The organism is Lysinibacillus sp. 54212 (assembly GCF_036662795.1).
Classification (GTDB): Bacteria; Bacillota; Bacilli; order Bacillales_A; family Planococcaceae; genus Lysinibacillus_B.
In genome coordinates this window covers 96000-115637 of sequence record NZ_JBAFWZ010000003.1, presented here as the reverse complement: position 1 = coordinate 115637, position 19638 = coordinate 96000, and the positions used below count along the sequence as shown (strand labels likewise).

Annotated in this window: 21 protein-coding genes and 1 other annotated feature; of the genes, 19 read left to right on the top strand and 2 right to left on the bottom strand. The window is 38.0% G+C overall.

All coding sequences use genetic code 11. From position 1 onward, the window contains the following. Window positions 1-93 precede the first annotated feature (93 nt). From V4T18_RS03305 to V4T18_RS03240, 14 genes are all read left to right on the top strand, one after another. A complete protein-coding gene (locus V4T18_RS03305; RefSeq protein WP_332646568.1) occupies window positions 94-948 on the top strand; it encodes an alpha/beta hydrolase in 855 nt (284 codons plus the stop codon). 308 nt (window positions 949-1256) lie between these two features. Then, window positions 1257-2771: a DUF6583 family protein gene (locus V4T18_RS03300; RefSeq protein ID WP_332646566.1), complete on the top strand. Its 1515-nt coding sequence runs from the start codon at window positions 1257-1259 to the stop codon at window positions 2769-2771. 25 nt (window positions 2772-2796) lie between these two features. Continuing rightward, the gene (locus tag V4T18_RS03295) at window positions 2797-4017 is read left to right on the top strand and encodes an ABC transporter permease (protein ID WP_332646564.1); all 1221 of its coding nucleotides are present in this window, start codon (window positions 2797-2799) and stop codon (window positions 4015-4017) included. Next, complete coding sequence (locus V4T18_RS03290; RefSeq protein ID WP_332646563.1) at window positions 4014-5144, top strand: ABC transporter permease; 1131 nt, start codon at window positions 4014-4016, stop codon at window positions 5142-5144. Before V4T18_RS03295 ends, V4T18_RS03290 begins: the two co-directional genes overlap by 4 nt. Then, a complete protein-coding gene (locus tag V4T18_RS03285) occupies window positions 5137-5817 on the top strand; it encodes an ABC transporter ATP-binding protein (RefSeq protein ID WP_332646560.1) in 681 nt (226 codons plus the stop codon). Before V4T18_RS03290 ends, V4T18_RS03285 begins: the two co-directional genes overlap by 8 nt. Window positions 5818-5926: 109 nt before the next feature. Next, on the top strand, window positions 5927-6427 hold the full coding sequence (locus tag V4T18_RS03280) for a sigma-70 family RNA polymerase sigma factor (protein ID WP_332646557.1): 501 nt from the start codon (window positions 5927-5929) through the stop codon (window positions 6425-6427). Further along, window positions 6428-7744, top strand: coding sequence for a DUF4179 domain-containing protein (locus V4T18_RS03275; RefSeq protein WP_332646555.1), 1317 nt, complete (start codon window positions 6428-6430; stop codon window positions 7742-7744). It abuts the gene before it with no gap. A 55-nt stretch (window positions 7745-7799) separates the two neighbouring features. Next, window positions 7800-8020, top strand: a binding site (T-box leader). 41 nt (window positions 8021-8061) lie between these two features. Further along, on the top strand, window positions 8062-8760 hold the full coding sequence (locus tag V4T18_RS03270; RefSeq protein WP_332646552.1) for a class I SAM-dependent methyltransferase: 699 nt from the start codon (window positions 8062-8064) through the stop codon (window positions 8758-8760). A gap of 99 nt (window positions 8761-8859) precedes the next feature. After that, complete coding sequence (locus tag V4T18_RS03265; protein ID WP_332646550.1) at window positions 8860-9318, top strand: hypothetical protein; 459 nt, start codon at window positions 8860-8862, stop codon at window positions 9316-9318. Window positions 9319-9629: 311 nt separating this feature from the next. Continuing rightward, the gene (locus V4T18_RS03260; RefSeq protein ID WP_332646547.1) at window positions 9630-9986 is read left to right on the top strand and encodes a DoxX family protein; all 357 of its coding nucleotides are present in this window, start codon (window positions 9630-9632) and stop codon (window positions 9984-9986) included. Window positions 9987-10135: 149 nt separating this feature from the next. Next, on the top strand, window positions 10136-11170 hold the full coding sequence (gene cobT, locus V4T18_RS03255; protein WP_332646544.1) for a nicotinate-nucleotide--dimethylbenzimidazole phosphoribosyltransferase: 1035 nt from the start codon (window positions 10136-10138) through the stop codon (window positions 11168-11170). Between the two features lie 11 nt (window positions 11171-11181). Next, window positions 11182-12360: a DUF4085 family protein gene (locus tag V4T18_RS03250; protein WP_332646541.1), complete on the top strand. Its 1179-nt coding sequence runs from the start codon at window positions 11182-11184 to the stop codon at window positions 12358-12360. A gap of 314 nt (window positions 12361-12674) precedes the next feature. Then, window positions 12675-13175, top strand: a complete 501-nt coding sequence (locus tag V4T18_RS03245) for a DNA-deoxyinosine glycosylase (protein WP_332646539.1) — start codon at window positions 12675-12677, stop codon at window positions 13173-13175. 71 nt (window positions 13176-13246) lie between these two features. After that, the gene (locus tag V4T18_RS03240) at window positions 13247-13717 is read left to right on the top strand and encodes a DinB family protein (protein WP_332646537.1); all 471 of its coding nucleotides are present in this window, start codon (window positions 13247-13249) and stop codon (window positions 13715-13717) included. A 142-nt stretch (window positions 13718-13859) separates the two neighbouring features. Here V4T18_RS03240 and V4T18_RS03235 read toward each other — a convergent pair whose 3' ends face one another. Both V4T18_RS03235 and V4T18_RS03230 read right to left on the bottom strand, forming a co-directional pair. Continuing rightward, entirely contained in the window at window positions 13860-14651 is a 792-nt protein-coding gene (locus V4T18_RS03235) for a serine/threonine protein kinase (protein ID WP_332646534.1), read from the bottom strand. Continuing rightward, window positions 14648-14839, bottom strand: a complete 192-nt coding sequence (locus tag V4T18_RS03230; protein WP_332646532.1) for a hypothetical protein — start codon at window positions 14837-14839, stop codon at window positions 14648-14650. Before V4T18_RS03230 ends, V4T18_RS03235 begins: the two co-directional genes overlap by 4 nt. A gap of 113 nt (window positions 14840-14952) precedes the next feature. On the opposite strand from V4T18_RS03230, the gene V4T18_RS03225 reads away from it, so the two are divergent. The 5 genes from V4T18_RS03225 (at window position 14953) to V4T18_RS03205 (ending at window position 19490) form a co-directional block, all read left to right on the top strand. Continuing rightward, the gene (locus V4T18_RS03225; RefSeq protein ID WP_332646530.1) at window positions 14953-15459 is read left to right on the top strand and encodes a methylated-DNA--[protein]-cysteine S-methyltransferase; all 507 of its coding nucleotides are present in this window, start codon (window positions 14953-14955) and stop codon (window positions 15457-15459) included. Window positions 15460-15742: 283 nt separating this feature from the next. Next, the gene (nhaC, locus tag V4T18_RS03220) at window positions 15743-17119 is read left to right on the top strand and encodes a Na+/H+ antiporter NhaC (protein ID WP_332646528.1); all 1377 of its coding nucleotides are present in this window, start codon (window positions 15743-15745) and stop codon (window positions 17117-17119) included. Between the two features lie 674 nt (window positions 17120-17793). After that, window positions 17794-18273, top strand: coding sequence for a hypothetical protein (locus V4T18_RS03215; protein ID WP_332646526.1), 480 nt, complete (start codon window positions 17794-17796; stop codon window positions 18271-18273). A gap of 13 nt (window positions 18274-18286) precedes the next feature. After that, window positions 18287-18970, top strand: a complete 684-nt coding sequence (locus tag V4T18_RS03210) for a YjjG family noncanonical pyrimidine nucleotidase (protein ID WP_332646525.1) — start codon at window positions 18287-18289, stop codon at window positions 18968-18970. Between the two features lie 73 nt (window positions 18971-19043). After that, window positions 19044-19490 (top strand): GNAT family N-acetyltransferase, encoded by a 447-nt coding sequence (locus V4T18_RS03205; protein ID WP_332646520.1) that lies wholly within the window; start codon window positions 19044-19046, stop codon window positions 19488-19490. Window positions 19491-19638 lie beyond the last annotated feature (148 nt).

Genomic DNA, 19638 nt, shown 5'->3' with positions numbered 1-19638 from the left:
CAATACTAAAAAAACCTCACTCATAATAAAGTATATAAAACAAACGAAAGGAATTTGGGCTTGGAAAGTATTCAAAGTAAATTCTTTAAGCTTTTGTTACTCATAGTAGGTCGTAAGCGATTTTGGTATAAAACGGGGGATGAATTAAAGAAGGGAATTGCAGAACGTCGCATACTTTCTACAGAACCACCTAAGAAAATGTATGATAAATTTCATGTTGAACAAAAAGAAATACAAGGTCACCACTACTATGAAATCTCTCAGAAAAACGGTCGGAATCAGCCTCATATTCTTTATCTACATGGCGGTGCGTATGTACATCGAATCACAAAATATCATTGGGACTTTTTATATCGTTTAGCCCAAACGCTCTCCTGCAGCTTGACTGTGCCACTTTATCCTTTAGCACCGGAGCATACGTATAAGGAAACCGTTGATATGGTGACACAGCTTTATCGTGAGCAGCTAGGGCAAAAGGACAGCATCATTTTCATGGGTGACTCGGCTGGTGGAGGGTTAGCGCTTGCTTTAGCGCAACGACTTAAAATCAATGGGGAGGCACTCCCAAGTCAGCTTATATTAATTGCTCCTTGGCTTGATATGACGTTATCAAACCCGGAAATCGATATTTTACAAAAGGGCGATTATTTTGTTGCAAAGCCAGGTTTGATGGAGGTTGCGAAATGGTATAGCGGAGGTGAGGATTTACGCTGCTATTTATTAAGTCCAATGTATGGTGAACTAAAAGGGTTGCCACAAATAACTCTTTTTGTGGGAACGAAGGATAGCTTGGTAGCAGACTCAAGAAAGTTTGTTGCGATGGCAGCAGAGCAAGGAATAGAGATAGATTATATTGAACAACAGAATATGGTGCACGTGTATCCTATTTTCACGTTCCCAGAGGCACAAGTTGCCTTTCACCAAATCATTGAACGGATTCAACGATAATGGATAAAGTCCTTTGTAGCGCTTCAAGGCGATTTACTGAGGACTTTTTTATTTTTTATGATGAAAGAGTTATAAAGGTTGATTTAACCTATTCAGAACTGGGAAATACAAGTAAATTTTTGTGTTAATAATAAATTTTTAAGGTAGATGAACGACAATGTACAAATTCAGAAATAGTATAGTAGTAAAAAATATTTAGAAATGTTTAAAGGTGAACTTGACTACTAATTGTTAATAATTGAAAATAAGGGATGTGTGTTCTTGAGAGTTTATTTAAAGAAACTCAGAAAACGATAAGGAGGAAAATAATGAATAACCCTAAAGCAAAAAAAGGCATTATTGCTGTGGTATTTGCTTGTATGCTATTAATTGGTGGTAGTGTAACGGCATTTTTCATTTTTAACAAAAATCCGAAAGAGCAATATTTCTATGCGGAATACAAAACGATGGAGCAAAGCTGGAACTCGTTTAAGGAAAGATATGAAAATGAGTTTGCATGGAGTGAGAAATCAAAGACAACGCCAACCGAGCATGAATTTGAGGTATCTTTATCCGCTTCGGACGCTTTTTTAGATGTGGATCCGATGGTTACGGACTTAGTGGAAAGTTCATCAGCTACTATTGTTGCTGCAACTGACCCAAAAAAGGGCGAGGCAAAGATTGATTTAAGTGTAAAAGTAATGGATGTTACAATTGATGATATTGTTGCGTATATGACAACTGAAAAATTGTTGCTATCTCTACCATTCCAGGACGAATTGCTACAATTAAATGATAAGGATTATGGCAATTTAATGCGTACTTTTGATCCGTCATACATAGGAGCTGAAAACCTAGGCCTAGATAGTTTAAAACTAGAAAACACTTTTTTATCAGATGAAGAAATGGAATACCTTCAAGATGAATATGTAATGGGCTTTGTCAAGGCACTTCCGGACGAGGCATTTAAAGCGGACGGCGAAGAACAGGTTAGTGTCGAAGGTGAAAAGATAAAAGCTAAAAAAATTACAATGACATTAACTGAGAAGCAAGTTAAAGAAGTGTTAACAACAATGCTTGAAAAAGCAAAGGATGATAAAAAGCTTAAAGAAATCATCTTAGACATCGTTGAACAAGCTGGTGGAGAAGCTCTAGCGACATTAGATATTGACATTAGTGAAGAAATCGATGTTGTATTTGAAGATATGATTGATGCTGTGAAAAAAGAGCTATCAATGCCAAAGGGATTGAAATCTACAATTTGGGTAGATGGCGATATCATCGTGAAACGTGATTTCAAAACAACAATTGAAGAAGATGAGCTAAAAATCGAAGGTACTCAATTATTCAAAAAGGATAAACAAGTTTGGAATTATAAATTAGGCGATGAGTATAATTCAGTTGTTATTAAAGGTGAATTAGCTTCAAAGGACAACAAAATTAAGGATAAGATTTCTCTGATGGCTGATGATGAAATTGGCTTTATTTATGAAGGAAAAGAAGAATTAGATAAAAACACACGTACATTCTCGCGCGTATTCTCTATTGAAGATGGATATGAGACAGTTGGACTAAATTGGGAAGGCACGGCAACACATGAAAAAGATAAAATGTCTGCCGAGCATACGATTGGTATTTCGGTTGAAGGTGACGAGATTGGTATTAATCTATATCAAAAAGGAAAAGTCATTAAATCTGTAGACATTGATGAAGACAGTAAAGCAGTGAATATTGGTGAGATGGATCAAGCAGAATTAGAGGAATACCTATATACAGAGCTAATGCCTAATGCAGAGCAATGGGGTATGGGTATTTTCTACGAGCTAGGGTCAGCCTTCTATTAATGCATTATGTTAGGTGATTAATATGATGATCATAAAAAGAATACTATTTTTCATGACTCAATATTTACAACAGTTAAAGAAGAAGTGGATTTCACTTCTTCTTCTTTTTGTTTTTCCAATCATGATATTGACCTTGTTTATTATAACGGCTATATCATTTATAGCACCGACAGCCAATGATAAAATTTCGATTGGTCTTGTTGATAGAGATGGGTCGAACGAAAGTCAGATGATTACACAGTTTATTACATTATTAATGGAAGAAAATGAACATGTTTCACTCGAGGCAATGTCAATTACTGATGCTGAAAAAGGGATTACGGGTGATGTTTTAAGTGCGTATATTGTCTTTCCAGAAAATTTTACTGCTGACTTATTTGACGGGAGCTCTGTAGAGGTTGGTGTCGTCGGAAATCCAAATCGAAAAGCGGATAGCTTTATTATTCGAGAGCTAGTCGATACACTTTCCCGATATATTGAATCTGCACAAGCCAATATTTTAACAGTGTATCACTATGCTAAAAAAGTGGGAATCGAAGAGGAAGAGATGGAAGAGTTGAAGCTGGAGCAATTTATGGGCTTTACTCTTTATACGCTTGGTAAGAGCAATATGCTGAGAGAGGAGCAAATTGCCCATATCGCTACCTCAACACCAAAAAACTATTTTACACTAGCAGCATGGTTTATTGTGACCACGATTTGGTCCGTCGGTGTGTATTTGTTGCTAGCGCAGCAAGTTTCACCTTCGATGGCAATCCGCCTAAAATTACTCGGTGTAACATTATGGCATAGAATGATAGCGCGGATTTTAACGTCATTTTTATTAGGGAGTGTACTGTCAACCTTAGCATGCATAGGCGTCATAAAAATACTGGAGCTTCCATTACTGTTGAAGGATTATACTCGAATAATGGGAGTTATTATTATTTATACATTTATCGTCTTAACGGTGACAGCGGTTATGGATGTACTAATTCAGTCCAAGAAGGTATCGCTCCTAGTACAAGCTGTAGTACTCGGGGCAGGGATTGTGCTAAGTGGTGCAATCATTCCATCAATGTATTTGCCATTATTTATGCAGGAGTGGCTGCCATATGTGTATTTTTATGAGGCATGGGAGTGGCTTGTGGATCTTACACTGGAGGAGCGAAATTATATCTCCTATAGCAAATTATTAACGCAGCTCGGTACGGCCGTCATTGTTCTATTAGGCTGCTTAAGCTTGAAGGAGAGGTGGTCACGTTGAATACTGTTCTATTTACGCGTTGGCTGCATGTGAAAAAACATCTTTTTAGTACATTGCTATGGATATTCTCACCTATCTTTTTAACGCTGCTCATCTACCAGCTCGTTATGCATACTGCGGGTGAATCAAAAATTCCGATTGCAGTAGTGGATGAGGATAAATCGCAGCTGAGTGAGGCACTAATCGAGCAAATACAGGCAATACCTTATTTACATGTTTCGGTTGTATCGAAGCGAGAGGCACTTTACCAGCTGGAGAAATATGAGCTTGATAGTGTTTTTGTAATCAAACGGAGATACGAGGAGCAGTTGGACAAGAACAAGCGAAATCGGTTAATTGAAGCGTATTCAACAAATCGCTCTTATGCTTATTTTGCTGTTGTGGAAAGCATTAGCTCCTTAGCTCAGGAAGATGCTTCAAGGGCAAAGGCTGCCTACGAGGTAAGAGATTTGATTGCAGAAAATGAAGCGGATCTGAAGTGGTCATTTGATGAAATTGTGCTAGAAAGTAAGGAAAGGCAAGAGCGGACAGATTTACTCCAAACATCCTTCCAATATAGCCAAGCACAATTGAACAATTTGGGAGAGAGTAATAATAAAGGAATTTGGGGGTTATGGGCATTTTTGTCCTTATTAACGACATTTTATTTATTTGATTGGCTAGTAAAGGAAAAGGGTCAAGGGATTAAGCTGCGGTGGACCTTTGCGAAGATTTCCTTTTGGCACTATGCTGTAACAAATTTAATCCTGTATACACTTGTGCTATTACTTATTGATGGCACTATGGTCGTCGTCACGATGTTATTGGGCTATGGCAAGGTCTCTGTATCTTTTCTGCTATCGCTTATTTTATATCGCTTAATAATTAACCTATTCTCGTTTTGTGTAGCGTTCTTATTTAACAACACTGTTTTTTATTATTTATCTGCGCTTGTAATGAGCTTGCTATTAGCGATTTTAGGTGGTGCCTTTATGCCGATGGATTCACTCGTTCGTCGTTTCCCGCTAGTAGAGCAGGCTAGTCCGATTTATGGATTATTAAATCAAAATATTCCGTACGTGTGGTGCCTGTTATTATTATTTATAGGGAGTATTTTGTATATACGTGAGGTGAGGAGCAATGCTTGAAGGTAAAAACATATATAAAGGCTACGGAAAAAAGAAGGTCGTGCAGGACATTTCATTGAACGTACAGCCAGGTGAGGTTGTCGGATTAGTGGGTGAAAACGGGGCCGGAAAATCCACGCTTCTCAATACTCTTGCTACCATCACGAAACCAGCAAGTGGCTCTATTCTTTTGAACGGTCTCTCGTATGAGAAGGATGTATCCGATTGTCGCCGTATGATTGGCTATGTACCACAGGAATTATCGGTTTGGGACCATCTTTCTGTGAAGGATAATATGCGCTTTTTCGAAAAGCTTAGCTGGAAATCTCGTGGAATAGAGGAATGTCGCCAGCTATGCCTAGACATGAGCTTAGAACAGTGGGAGGAACCGGCAGCATCGTTATCCGGTGGAATGAAACGGAAGCTAAATCTTGCTATTAGTTTAATCCACGATCCACAGCTAATTTTGTTAGATGAGCCAACAGTCGGTATTGATTTAAAATCCAAAACGGAAATTGGTCAGTATTTAGTGCAGCTTGCGAAAAAGGAAAATAAAATGATAGTATACACCTCACATGATATGGATGAAATTATAAGCTGCTGTGATCGTGTCTACATCATCGGCAGCGATCCATTTTATTATGAACTACTCTCGAGAAAAAATGTTCCGCTAGAGTGGCTTGGGGAAAAATAATAAGAGGTGGGCTCGATTCCTATAAAAAGGGAATCGGGCTTTTTTGTGTAATAAAATAAATGAACGATTTTGGATGCTCGGTTGTCTAATAAGTGAGGGGGTGGGGAGCATGGATAAACAGAGTTTAGTGATGCGCGCGATCAATGGAGAAGAGCAGGCCATCATCGGGCTATTGAAGGCCAATGAGGCTTTATTATATCGAACAGCGTATGCATATTTACGAAATGAGCATGATGCTGTCGATGCAATACAGGAGCTTAATTTACGGGCACTAAAAAAGCTGCATACAGTAAAGGAGCCACAGTATATTGATAGCTGGCTTGTTCGCATCCTTATTAATATTTGCTTAAACATGAAGAAGAAACAACAAAGAATAGTATTAACGGAAATGCCGGATTTACCTAGTTTAGATGAGTATTCATTTGAGATGGCAGACGTAATTGAAAAGCTCCCAAAGCACCAACAGGAACTAATTTACTTAAAGTATTTCCAAAGGCTAAAAAATGATGAAATTGCTCATATTCAGCAAATTCCTGAGGGTACGGTAAAGTCACGGCTTCATACGACGTTAAAAAAATTACGCGTGCTAATGGGAAAGGGGGAGCTATAGATGAAATCATTTGACGATAATCAATTCCAACAGTTAGTTGAAGAGCTAGAGCAAATTGATGTGCCATCCGCTGCCCTACAGCAGGCACAAAGAAATGCCGCTTTAGAAGTACAAAATCAAAAAAGACTTCGTCGTCGGTGGATTCGAGTAGCAGGTGTTGCAGCACTGCTTGCCCTTTGCTTCATTACATCTATCCGTATTTCGCCCGCGTTTGCCCAAGCAGTTGCGAAAATCCCAGGGCTCTCCGTATTTGTTGAAATGATTGCCGAGGATAAAGGCATTGAAGATATTATTAAAAATGATTATGCAACCATCGTTGGGGCGAGTGAGGAAAAGGATGGCATTACTTTTTCGGTTGAAAGTGTGATTGCTGATGAAACAGGCATGATGATTGCCTACAAGCTTACCTCGAAGCACAATCTAGAAAATATTTTTCTAAGGGAGCCCAAACTTTTTCAAAATGGTAAGGATTTAAAACCTTTAATTTCACATAGTCGTTCTGGTAGTGATGAGGTTTTCGAGGTGGAGGAAAGGTTGGAGATTATATTCACTGAAGAAACAAAATTAAATGGCTTAGATTTCACGCTTAATGTGACACTCGAAAATAATAATGAAACGACATTTTCTATACCATTTACTCTTACTAAGCCTATAGCGCCGAGTAAAGTATACTCGATTAACAAAGAAACAGAAGTAGACGGGCAAAAAATTAGTGTAAAAGAGCTCGTTATTTCACCACTACGTGCGGAAATAAAGTTAGCGATAGCAGAAGGGAACACGAAGCGAATATTACAAATTGGTACAATGAAGGTCATAGATGAAAAAGGGGAAGAATGGAGAAATATAAATGAAGGTATAACAAATATGGGTAGTATCGAAAGTGGTGAGTTTAGTGTGTTTGTACAAAGTAATTATTTTAGAAAGCCGGAGCAATTGACCCTTGTATTAGAGAAAATCGAGGCGCTTCCAAAAGGTGAAGATGTGATAGTGATAGATTTTGATAAAGGAGAAATAGTACAACAACCTAAAGATGTCGTATTAAATGTGACTTCAAGTAGTTTGACTGCACAATATCCTCTTAGTAAGTTAAATCATTCACAATCATTGATAGGCTGGGAATTAACCGACCAAAATGGAAATGTGATTGCCCCTTATCAATCGAGCTTTGTAAGTGGAGATAATGACTTGCTTGAAGATGCTACTTATTATTTTGATCCAACAGAAATGAGCACGATGTCACAGCCAATGATTGCTAAAATAAATAGCTACCCAAGCTTTTTACAGGGGGAAGGTAAAGTTGTGATTGATTTAGAGTGATAACTAGAATTGACAATAAATGTTTATTGTTATAACATATTGAAAATTCTAATAATATAACACGTTGATTGGAAGTATTAAGGATAGGCTATTGTATAGAGAGCTGCTGGATGGTGAAAAGCAGTCAGTAGGATCCCCAACTCGTCCATGAGTATTTGTGCTGAAAGGTTAGTAAGTGCAAACGGTAGCAATCGTTAACAGCTTGGATAAATATCCTAATGAGTGAGCTTTAAAAGCTAATTAGAGTGGTACCGCGAAATCATCTTCGTCTCTTAATAGAGGCGGAGTTTTTTTATTTTATTAAGGGAGGAAAAGAGATGGAAACAACTTGGCAAAGGGAAGATGTAACAACACATTATTTAAAGCAAGTACGAGGAGGCATTCCTTATGGAGCAGAGCAAGCACAAATAATGCTACAAGTCGTAAATCATTTTGTAAGTGAGCCACAGATTGTGATGGATTTAGGCTGTGGAAACGGCTTCCTGGCTGAGATTTTACTTCGTTCTTATCCACAGGCAAAGGCAATTTGCATCGACCACTCAGCACCAATGATTGAGCAGGCAAAAATTAATATGGAGCCGTATAAGAATCGATGTGAGCTTTATGTAGGAGATTTTAGTCAGAGCATCGACAGCTTTGCTAGGCCAAACAGTGTAGATTGCATCGTATCGGGCTATGCCATTCATCATTTGCCACATAGCATGAAGAAAGCATTGTATAAGGATATTTATCAGTTACTAAAGCCAGGCGGTATATTTATTAATATTGAGCATACAGCTTCAGCCACAGAGGAAATCGAAAGGCTACATGACGAATTGTTTATTGATCATTTAACCGCCTATAACAAAGGTGACCGACAACAAATCGCTAAAGAATACTACAACCGACCGGATAAGGCGGATAATATTTTAGCACGAGTAGATGTGCAAGTGAACTGGCTTAGAGAGATCGGCTTTAACCATGCTGATTGCTATTTCAAATGGATGGAGCTTGCAGTGTTTGGTGGGGGGAAATAGCTGAAAAGCATTGCAGAGCATTATTAAAAGCAGTGATTTGTTGTGAAAAAAATGTTTCAGATAATAATATGAATAATTTGTAAGTAGGAGTGTGATGTCATGAAAAAGCTATATATAGCGGGACTATTGCTAATCGTATTGGTGGCAGGTACAGCTTTTTATCAACAGCATCAATTAATTAAAAGTTATCGAGGATTACTTTACGGTCAACTATTCATTATACAAAAACCGATAGAACGTATATTAATATTTCAAGAAACTGCAGAACAATATACACAGGAGCAAAGAGAACAATTAATTGAGCCTTTATATGATGCGTTTGCTGATGTATCTAACCATACTGGTGGAGGACTTCAGATGGAGCAACATATTAGGGATCGATATTTCATGGATTATTTAGATACAAAAACTAAATATGCTCAAAGCGTGAATTCTTATATAAATGCAGTAACGGAAGAAGAACGTGAAGAAGCACATTCTCGTCTGAAAGAGGCATATGAAGCTTATGAGAATTTTTTAAAGAAGGCCGAAAAGGAGCTAGTTGAACCATTTGAGTAGCATTAAAAGTTTGCCTTTCGATAAAAATCTAAGGCTACTAAAAGACTCTCATTTTGATTTATGTTAATACAAAATGAGCTTTTCGGTTGTCATTTAGTCAAGCTAACAAAAGCTGTATCAGTTTAGGAGGATATGTTTTTCTACCGTATTTAATCATTAACTGCGGCTTTCGTTACATATGATGTATAAATGTATCGGAGGTCAACATAGCAAAAGCCTGAAATGGTAATCCGATTCGCTATACAAGCTATTATGGAGATGTCTGGATTAGGAAAAAGCCGATTGTATTGAATCAATAAGGAGGATTCTTATTGGAGGTTGTAACGTGGGTGATTCAAGGGCTATTAAGCGCTGTTTTTGCTATGGCTGGGTTTGGAAAAGTAACCGGTTCTAGAATGCATATTGATTCATTTAGAAGATGGCGGTATCCACAATGGTTCCGTATAGTTACGGGAGTTGTGGAGCTTTTGGCAGCAACCCTATTAATCATTGGTATATGGGCAACAACACTAGCATTTTATGGTGTATTACTACTCGTTGCTATAAGTATTGGTGGCATATTAACACATATGCGTATAAAGGATACGATCAAAGATACGATACCAATCGCCTCGTTGGGAGTACTCGGTCTCATTTTAGCCTTTCTTCTTTTATCTATTAATAACTAGGAGCAGGAATTTTCCTGCTTTTTTTGAGCCATGTACTACATATCATTTCTTTGGCGGATTATTTAGTGAATTTTACCAAATGGGATAAGTTAGCATGTGTAGTATGTTATATTAATCGAAAATTCTGTTTTCAAAGGAGTTCCAAGACTATGTTAACTTTTTCAATTCCGCCACTAAACAATAGAGTAATAGAGGATGCACGTTCTTACATTGATTCTTTAACTAAACCACCTGGAAGCTTAGGGCGTCTAGAGGAGATTGCAATAGAGCTAGCAGGAATGACAGGGCAGGTAAAGCCAGATATTCAACCAGGTATTTTAGTATTTGCAGCAGACCATGGCATCGTAGCGGAAAACGTATCTGCCTCTCCGCAAGAAGTAACGTATGAAATGGCTATGAATATGGTTGAGGGAGGCGCTGGTATTAGTATATTTGGGCGCATGATTGGCGCACCGGTAAAAGTGTACGATGTCGGGATTTTACGACCTGTACCCACTTCAAAAGTAATTAACAAAAAGGTGCGAGTACAAGGAACAGCTAACTTTTTGAAGGAACGAGCGATGACTGAGGAAGAAGCCTGGCAAGCAATAAAAGTTGGCTACGATGCAGCAAAGCAAATGATTAGTGATGGTGTAGGCTGTTTAATTACGGGTGAGCTAGGGATTGGAAATACGACACCAAGTAGTGCCCTTTTAGCAGCGATGCTTGAAATTGACCCAGAGGCAGTTGTTGGTCACGGCTCTGGTATAAATCTTGTGCAGCTTCAGCAGAAGATAGCAGTTTGTCGGGAAGCCATTGCGTTACATAAGCCGAATAAGGAAGATGCTATTGACCTTCTTTCAAAAATCGGTGGTCTGGATATTGCTGCGATGACAGGCGCTATGCTTGGAGCTGCAGAAACGCGTACACCGATTTTATTAGATGGCTTTATTTGTACAGTGTCCGCATGCTTAGCGAGACTTTTAGCGCCAGGCGTTGAAAATTATATGCTCGTCTCACATCAATCGGTTGAGCCAGGGCATATTATTGCAACCGAGTTTTTAGGGAAGAAATCGATTGTCCAGTTAGATTTACGTCTTGGTGAGGGGACAGGTGCAGCAGTAGCTTACCCAATAGTCCAAGCAGCGAATGTAATGGTTAAGGAAATGGCGACATTCCAAAGTGCTAGTGTATCACAAAATTAAGGAGTGATCTTGTGTGGCATTTAACCCTACAGGAGAAGAGGGCATTTGAACAAGCTCATGTTCTATCCATTCCTGAAACGGATCAAGAATGGGAAAGCGACTTGGCTAACGCTATGGAAGAGGGAATTGATTTACTTGCGGAGAGGAAAGAAGACTTGGACGATGTGCGCGGCCGATTATTAGCGAGCATACCAGAGCGCTTTTATCCATATGTGCTTGATGGTACATTCAATACACCTCAATTACCTCAAACGGTACGGGAAGATTATATAAACTGGGTGAATGAGCAGACGTCAGTATTTGAAGCTGTACTGGATGCTGCCCATGAAAGCAAACAGGGCGCACTTCCCTATTTATCCCATGGAGCTCGTGAAGTGTATGAGCAAAGCTTACATGATGCTCAAATTGTAGGGATAAAGCGTTTGAATAATCAGCTTACCTTACATTTGGACACAAAAGGTGGCTTTAGTACAAAGTCTGTCGTCATTCTTAGCTTTACAGGGATTATTAGTGAAATAGGTAGCATAGAGGTAGGTCAATATTATATTTACGATGAAATCATCAAAACGGATGCTGGAATAGCGTTACGAGTTATTTTTGATTGTCCTGAAGTAGAATGGACAATTGAAGCAAAGGATTTAGACGCTATGTTTTACTATCCACCGAAAACGTACTATGATTTTTCAGGAACAGAGGATTTTGCTGGGTATGCCGCTTCATTGAATATAGAGCATCCTCATTTTTTAATTACACCGAATATCCAATCTCGAATTGTCGATATTAGAGAGGATGCACCGTACCTAGTGTTAGAATCGGGGACGTTAGAGCAACGAGTGGACGGCATTTATATTGGAGAAGAGCTTATTGCAGAATCATTTGACCGATGCATATCGTTCGTTCATACAAGTATTTATGAGGATCCTTACGCTTATTTTAGTGAGCCTGTTCCGATGGACGAGCTGGAGGCTGCTGCACTAAGTGAGATTTTAGAATTGCAGGTCCGTGCGTGGAATACAATGTATGCGAATCCTCAGGGATGTAAAACTATCATCAATCGTGTACTTATGAGGTTACGGCCAACAGAAGATAATGAAATGATGTTATATGTGTATGTCCGTCATTTCGAAAAAGAGGGCGTACTAAAAGAGGAAACAAGAACGAAATACTGGGATATTATTAATGAATCCTAACTAGCTTTTCGACGAGTAAACGAATAAATGGACTGGTAGTAGGCTATATTAACGAGTTGGATATTATCAGAATATTCTCGTTGGCGAGTAAATTTTAAAAAGTGGCTAGTATTTTGAAAAAAACGGCTAGTATTTTTGATTTTTCGGCTAGTATTTCGGAAAAAGTGGCTAGTAAACAAGAGCTGTGTAGCGCAAGGATGTGGCATCATACATTCTTGCGTTTTTTATTGATTCATATATAGCATCAGAGACCTTTGCTTCCCTTAATCTAACAATGATATAATCATTCCTAATTTACGAAAAGAGGCGAAAGAATGGTTGAAAATATTTTACCGCCAGTGGTAGATGAACATACACGTGTCCTAATTGTCGGCTCCATGCCAGGAGTGCAGTCACTCGAAAAACAGCAATATTACGGAAATCCCCGTAATCATTTTTGGGGAATAATAGCGGAGCTCTTACAAAAAGAAATCCCCACTAATTATAGTGCGCGACTGAGACTCCTAAGGGACCATGGCATCGGCTTATGGGACGTGATTAGAGAGTGTGAACGTGAGGGAAGCTTAGATAGCAATATTCGAAATGAAATCCCGAATGACTTCCAGGCGTTATTCAACCGTTATCCACAAATTGGAGCGGTTCTATTTAATGGCACAAAAGCACACGACGTATTTAAGAAGAAGCTAGGGTTTGAGATATTAGGCGCCAGAGCTTATTTTAAAATGCCATCTACTAGTCCTGTACCAGGCAAAAATATTAAAACATTTGAGCAAAAGGTTGAGGCATGGAATATACTTCGAATGTATCTTGAATAAAAACCCTTTAATTGCTACGACTAGAACTTTTTACTATGATAAAAAGGAATACTAATAAGGGGGTTTGTAAAATGTATCGTACTGTTGAAGACTTTTCAAAGGAATGGCATGTGTCATCAAAAGGAACGTTAAATGTATTAAAGGCTATTACAGATGAAAAAATGGATGTAGCAATTGTAGAGGGGCACAATTCATTAGGGTGGTTATCTTGGCATTTAGTACAAGTAGCTGGTGCATTCGGCCAATTTGCAGGCTTACAAATACCAGCGCCAGGACCAGATATGGACAGACCCGAAACAATGCAAGAAATAGTTGAAGCGTATGAAATGGTCATTGATGCGTATAAAAAAGAAGCAGCATCGTTAACGAATGAGGAATTACTAAAAATGGTGCCGGCATTTGGTGGGGAAATGCCATTAGGTCAACTACTACGGATACTCATTGATCATCAAACACATCATCGTGGTCAAATGACGGTTTTACTTCGTCAAGCAGGTTTACCTGTACCACCTGTTATGGGACCAACAAAAGAGATGCTATAAATAAAAGAGTGCCGTAAGTAAACTTATGGCACTTTTTTTAGATAGAGTTTGAGCGTATTCTAGCTCCAGCGCCCCAGCGCCTCGAAGGCTAAACGGGACGCTTGCGCTTTTCTTAGACCATAAGAAAATACATTACCTTGCTCTATTTTAGAGTGAGATGTGATTTTCTAAATGGTAGTTCGAGTAAAGCTTCTTCAGCACTAGCAAAAGGGGTTTTAAGCATTAATAGTTTTTCGATATAATTTTGTACTTCGGCTGGAAGCTGTAATTCCTGCTGCCAGCTTCTTTCTTTTTTATCCCCAGGTGTGTAATTAGAATAGAGTAAATAAAGCAGAAAATGTCCCACAGCATATAAATCACTAATATGATTTTCCGCTTTTTTAGGATTATCAATGCCTTCAATTGTTAAAGTAGGATCAATATAGGTTGCTAAGCCAAAATCAATTACAGTCAATTCATTGTTTTTTAAAAGGATATTCGGAATTCGTAAGTCACGATGCACGATTCCGTGTGCATGAAATGTAATTACAATAGTAAGTAATTCGCGGGTTTTTTCCAGCGCTTCGTCTATTGAAAATGTTTGCCCATGTAGGAAAATGGCTCTCTCAAACGTTTCCCCGTCAATGTAATCCATAATATAGATAGGAACATCCTTCAAAAAGCCCTCCACTAAAACATTAGGTACCCTCGTATAGCGAAGCCCCTTTAGCATTTGGATTTCCTGTAGAAACTTACGCTTCGTTTTTTCTTTTTTTCGATGCTTTGCCTTTAACCGTTTTAGTACAACTTTCTGACCTGTCTTTTTGTGTGCTAGTAAATAGGCAACACCATATGAGCCAACACCAAGCTGTTCAATAAAATGGAATTCGGTTTGTTGCTCTGTATACTCCTTTACGAGCTTACTGTACTTGTATTCTGTATAGGCCGAAATCATGACCAGCTACTAAAGAAACTTTTCGAGCTAAAGAAGCTTCGTGAGCTACGACGATGGCTTCGTTTATAATGCTTATGACCATAGTAGTTATGACGATTTGAATATTTCCGTCGGCTGCTAGATGAATAGCGACGGTAGCCAGAACCACCTGAGCCGCCTAGTAAAGATTTAATTATTTTTTTAAACAATGAAATCAATCCTTTCGAAAGATAAATGATATTAATTATACGTTTTGAGGATGATTAGGTTTCATTTTTTGTATGATGTATAATATGGAAAAAACTAAAATTAGAATGGGAGAATGCTAGTGATCTATTGGACAGTATTTCGTTATAGTAATTGGGAATTTATTATTGCAGCTACGGAAAAAGGACTGTGCTTTACCGGTTCGGAAAATCAAGGGGTAGATGAATTACGGGCCTGGGTAAATAAAGCCTTTAAAGGAATGGAATTAATAGAGGATAAGGAAAAGCTTGCGCCGTACGCCAAACAATTTCAGCAGTATTTTGACTGTCAACGTGGAGAGATAGATTTCCCTCTAGATTTTAAGGGCACAGATTTTCAAATGTCCGTCTGGGCTGCCTTGCGTGCTATTCCATATGGCACAACATACTCTTACTCAGATATTGCCGAACGGTTAAATAATCCAAAGTCTGTACGCGCTGTAGGGACAGCGATAGGGTCTAATCCGGTGATGATTGTGATACCATGTCACCGTGTAATCGGAAAAAATGGAACGCTCACTGGCTTTCGTGCCGGCTTAGATATGAAAAAAAGATTGTTAGAGCTTGAAGGTATCAAATTATAGATTAGACTCTTAGATTTAATAATTTTGAATTGGTGGCATAGAATCAACGAAAATAGGCGTTTGGATGATATCAACGAAATCGGTATAACAATCAACAGTATCAACAAAATGCTAGCCATACTGGAAGCACTCATTTTTTAATCTAAGTAAGTGAAGAATGCCACTTCATTTTTCGCACTATTGACTTCTTAATTAACTATGTTAGAATATTTTTATACTTTCTCGAGTTGAAGCGTTGAACTTTAACGTGTTGAATTATAACTTTACATCTAGGAGCAGGCATATGTTTTTTATTGAAGCAAAAATAAAGCCTTCTGTTTTAGAGGCAGCTTTTATTGTGGTAATGATTATAGCAATGATTTCTATAGGGATTGGGAGACTAGGGGCAACCCCTCACATTCCTATATTATTTGCTATTATTTTTTTGATTTTTTATGGGCTAATAAAGGGGATACGGTTTAAAACGTTAGAAGAAAGTTTGCTTTCAGGCGCTAAGGCTAGTCTGGGCGCGGTGTATATTTTCCTTTTAATCGGTATTTTAATTAGTAGCTGGATTGTAAGTGGTACGATTCCAACTCTTCTTTATCTAGGTTTATCTATCATTACTGCCAGCTTTTATTATACGATTGTCTTTATGATTACAGCTATTATTGGTACAGCCGTTGGTAGCTCGCTTACTACGGTAGCAACAATCGGAGTTGCTTTTATGAGTATTGCCGGAGCCATCGATGCATCTATCGCTTTGACAGCTGGGGCTATTGTATCGGGTGCCTTTTTTGGTGATAAAATGTCGCCATTATCAGATACGACTAACCTTGCTGCGAGCATCGTTGGTGTCGATTTATTCGAGCATATTAAAAATATGAGCCTGACAACCGTTCCTGCGTTTGTCATTAGTGCGATCTTATATTCTGTGCTATCCCCTTCTGTAGAGACATTTGATGCTAGTACTATAGCGTCCTATAAAGCAAGTTTATTACAAACTAATTTCATTCATTGGTATGCGATTGTACCCCTTCTTATACTAATTGCTTGCACATTGCTGAAGATGCCGGCCTTTTTAACGCTGATTGTCAGCTCGCTAGTAGCCCTTGTCTTATCGACGTTTCATATGTCTTTAACATTCGCAGACTATAGCGCCATTTTATATAATGGATTTGTTTCGGAAACAGGGGTAGAGGTGATTGATTCACTGTTAACACGTGGTGGCATTAGTAGCATGTACTTTACGATTATGCTGGTGATTCTTAGTCTAAGTATGGGCGGTTTATTATTCGCCCTCGGGGTCATTCAAACACTTCTCAGCAAAATTGAAAAGGGATTAAGGTCAGTCGGTTCATTAATTACAGGAACAGCCATCACGGCAATTGGTATTAATACGCTTGTTGGCGAGCAATATTTGTCTATCCTCCTAACGGGTGAAGCATATAAGCAAAAATATGATGAGCAAGGCTTACATCCGAAAAATTTAAGTCGTGTGATGGAGGATGCAGGGACAGTCATTAACCCGTTAGTTCCTTGGAGTGTATGTGGTTTGTTTATTGCCGAGATGCTAGATGTTCCAGTAATGAGCTATTTGCCATTTGCCTTCTTTTGCTTGTTAAGTCCTCTACTAACTATTTTATTTGGTTGGCTGAATGTGACGATAACGAAAAAATAATTATTGCTATAGAGTTAAAGAGGCTGTCCCATTTTTAGGGTAGCCTCTTATCTTTTTACCCCTTGAACAAGCTCTTGTGATTTGTAGTCAAATTAGTTTTTCATCTACTTATAAACAAACCTTACTTTAAAACGTTTGCTGAAATATAAAACACAATAAACGGATAGTCAATGAATACGGAGCCGATTTGCTGTCTTATATCGTATGGAATGGATTATGAATCTTTTGGATTAATGAAAATAATTTTATTTGGGTATTTTATAGTGTTTTATAATCAATTTGAATTATTGTGTTTATAAGTCTATTATCTTAGGTTACATTTGAATATGTAGGTCTAAAAACTATATTTAAATTAGTTGATTTCGTAAGTAGTTTTTCTAAGGTGATTCACCAACAATTAGGTGGAGCGAAAGACAGCGAGTGTGGCTGACGGCATGCGCCTTTCGCTACAGAGTAAAGCTTCCGGCGGGAAAAGAGTGAAACCAGACCCTGGACTAAGCGTAGTGAAACTGTGTTTGGTTGCTAGAAATATGAATTATGAAATCGACGCAAATGAATGTTATAGAAAGGGATTTTGTCGTTGTATGCTGGAAAAATATAACCACGAGCTTTGTGTGCTTAAGGCATCGTATTATATTGATGAAAATGAGTTTTTACGCGAAAAGTGCAGGGATATGGATAAGCTACAATCTCTATTAGACTATGGTGAGCAATTAATTTGTGGAGTACAAGATGAAGATAGTAAATACAAATTAATGGGGAGTATGGCTAATTTATATCGAATGAATAGGGAGCTAGATCGATCATTAGATTATTTAAAGGTATGCTTACAATATAGCGAGCGAACTGAGGATTACGATTTTTACATTAAGACGTTGATACGGTATGCCAAATCATTAAAATATGTCCGGAAATATGAAAGTGCAATCTCATTACTGGAACTAGCATTAGAAAAGTGCTATAAGTATAATTTAGAGAAATACGAGCATTATGCTTGGCAGCACCTAGGTAAGTGTTACTTAGAATTAGGAGATATTTATGAGGCAGAAAAGTGTTTTTTTAAAGCGTATAAGCTGAGAGTAATACAGGGTGCTAAGCATTTTTTTCACGCCTCACAAAAGGCGCTTGAATTTGTTAGTAAAATAAAACGCTAGGTAGATAATAACAATGAAAAAATATCGTAACCTTTTATTTGATTTAGATGATACACTACTAGATTTTCAAGCAGCGGAAAAGCAGGCGCTTGTAAAATTATTTGAAAGTGAAAATATCCCCTTTTCGCCAACAATCAAAAATTTGTATAAAGAAATTAATGAGAAGCTGTGGCACAAGTTTGAAAGGGAAGAAATCTCTCGAGAGCAAGTAATCGAAACACGTTTTACCAAGTTATTTGAAGTGTTAGGGAAGAAAGCAGACGGGGCTTTACTTGATAAAAAATACCGAGAATATATAGCTGAAAGTACCGTGTTTATAGAGGGTGCAGCGGAGTTGATTTCAACATTAAAAGATCAGTACGCCCTATATATCGTGACAAATGGAATTTCCGAAACACAATACAAAAGATTACAGAGGACAGGCTTGGGCAATCAATTTCAAAATGTTTTTGTGTCAGAGGATACCGGATATCAAAAGCCTATGATTCAATATTTTGAATATGTATTTCAACGTATTCCCGATTTCAAAAAAGAACAGACGCTTATTATCGGAGATTCATTTAGTGCAGATATTGTGGGCGGGTATGGGGCAGGTATTGATACATGCTGGCTAAATTCAAATAATAAAACTAATTCGACTTCTATTCAACCGACATATGAAATTCGCTCATTATCACAATTATATTCGATTCTATAAAAAGCTATCCAATTGGTTTAGCTTTTTTTCTATGTTAAAATAACTGAAAATTCATACTAAGGGGTGTGTTTCAATGAAAATACGAAAAGCAGTTTTAGAGGATGCATCGGGAATAGCAAAAGTACATGTGGATAGTTGGAGAACTACCTATAAGGAAATTCTTCCTGCAGACTTTTTAGAAAAGCTTACATATTCATCTCGTGAAGAATTATGGCAAAATGCGATTCCTGTAAGTGATGTTTTTGTTGCAGAAGATTCGTCTGGACAAATTGTAGGCTTTGCTACTGCAGGGGAGGAGCGAAGTGATGATTATCCACCGTATGATGGAGAGCTATATGCTATCTATATTTTGGCGGAGCAGCAAAACCAGGGGATAGGAAAAAAGTTAGTACAGCAAGCAGTTGAAAGTTTAAAAAAGGCAGGTAAACAGTCTATGCTCGTGCTTGTTTTAAAGGATAACCCAGCAATCCATTTTTATAAGGCACTAGGTGCTAAAGAAATTGATGCGATTGATATTTAAATAGGTGGCACGAAGTTACAGGAACTTGTGCTTGTTTGGGAAAATATTGAAGAAATTGTTTTTTAATAAATAGTTCGACTACATCCATCAATGCTATGAGGTGGATGTAATATTTTTGAAAAATCGATATAACTACCTTGCATTGAAT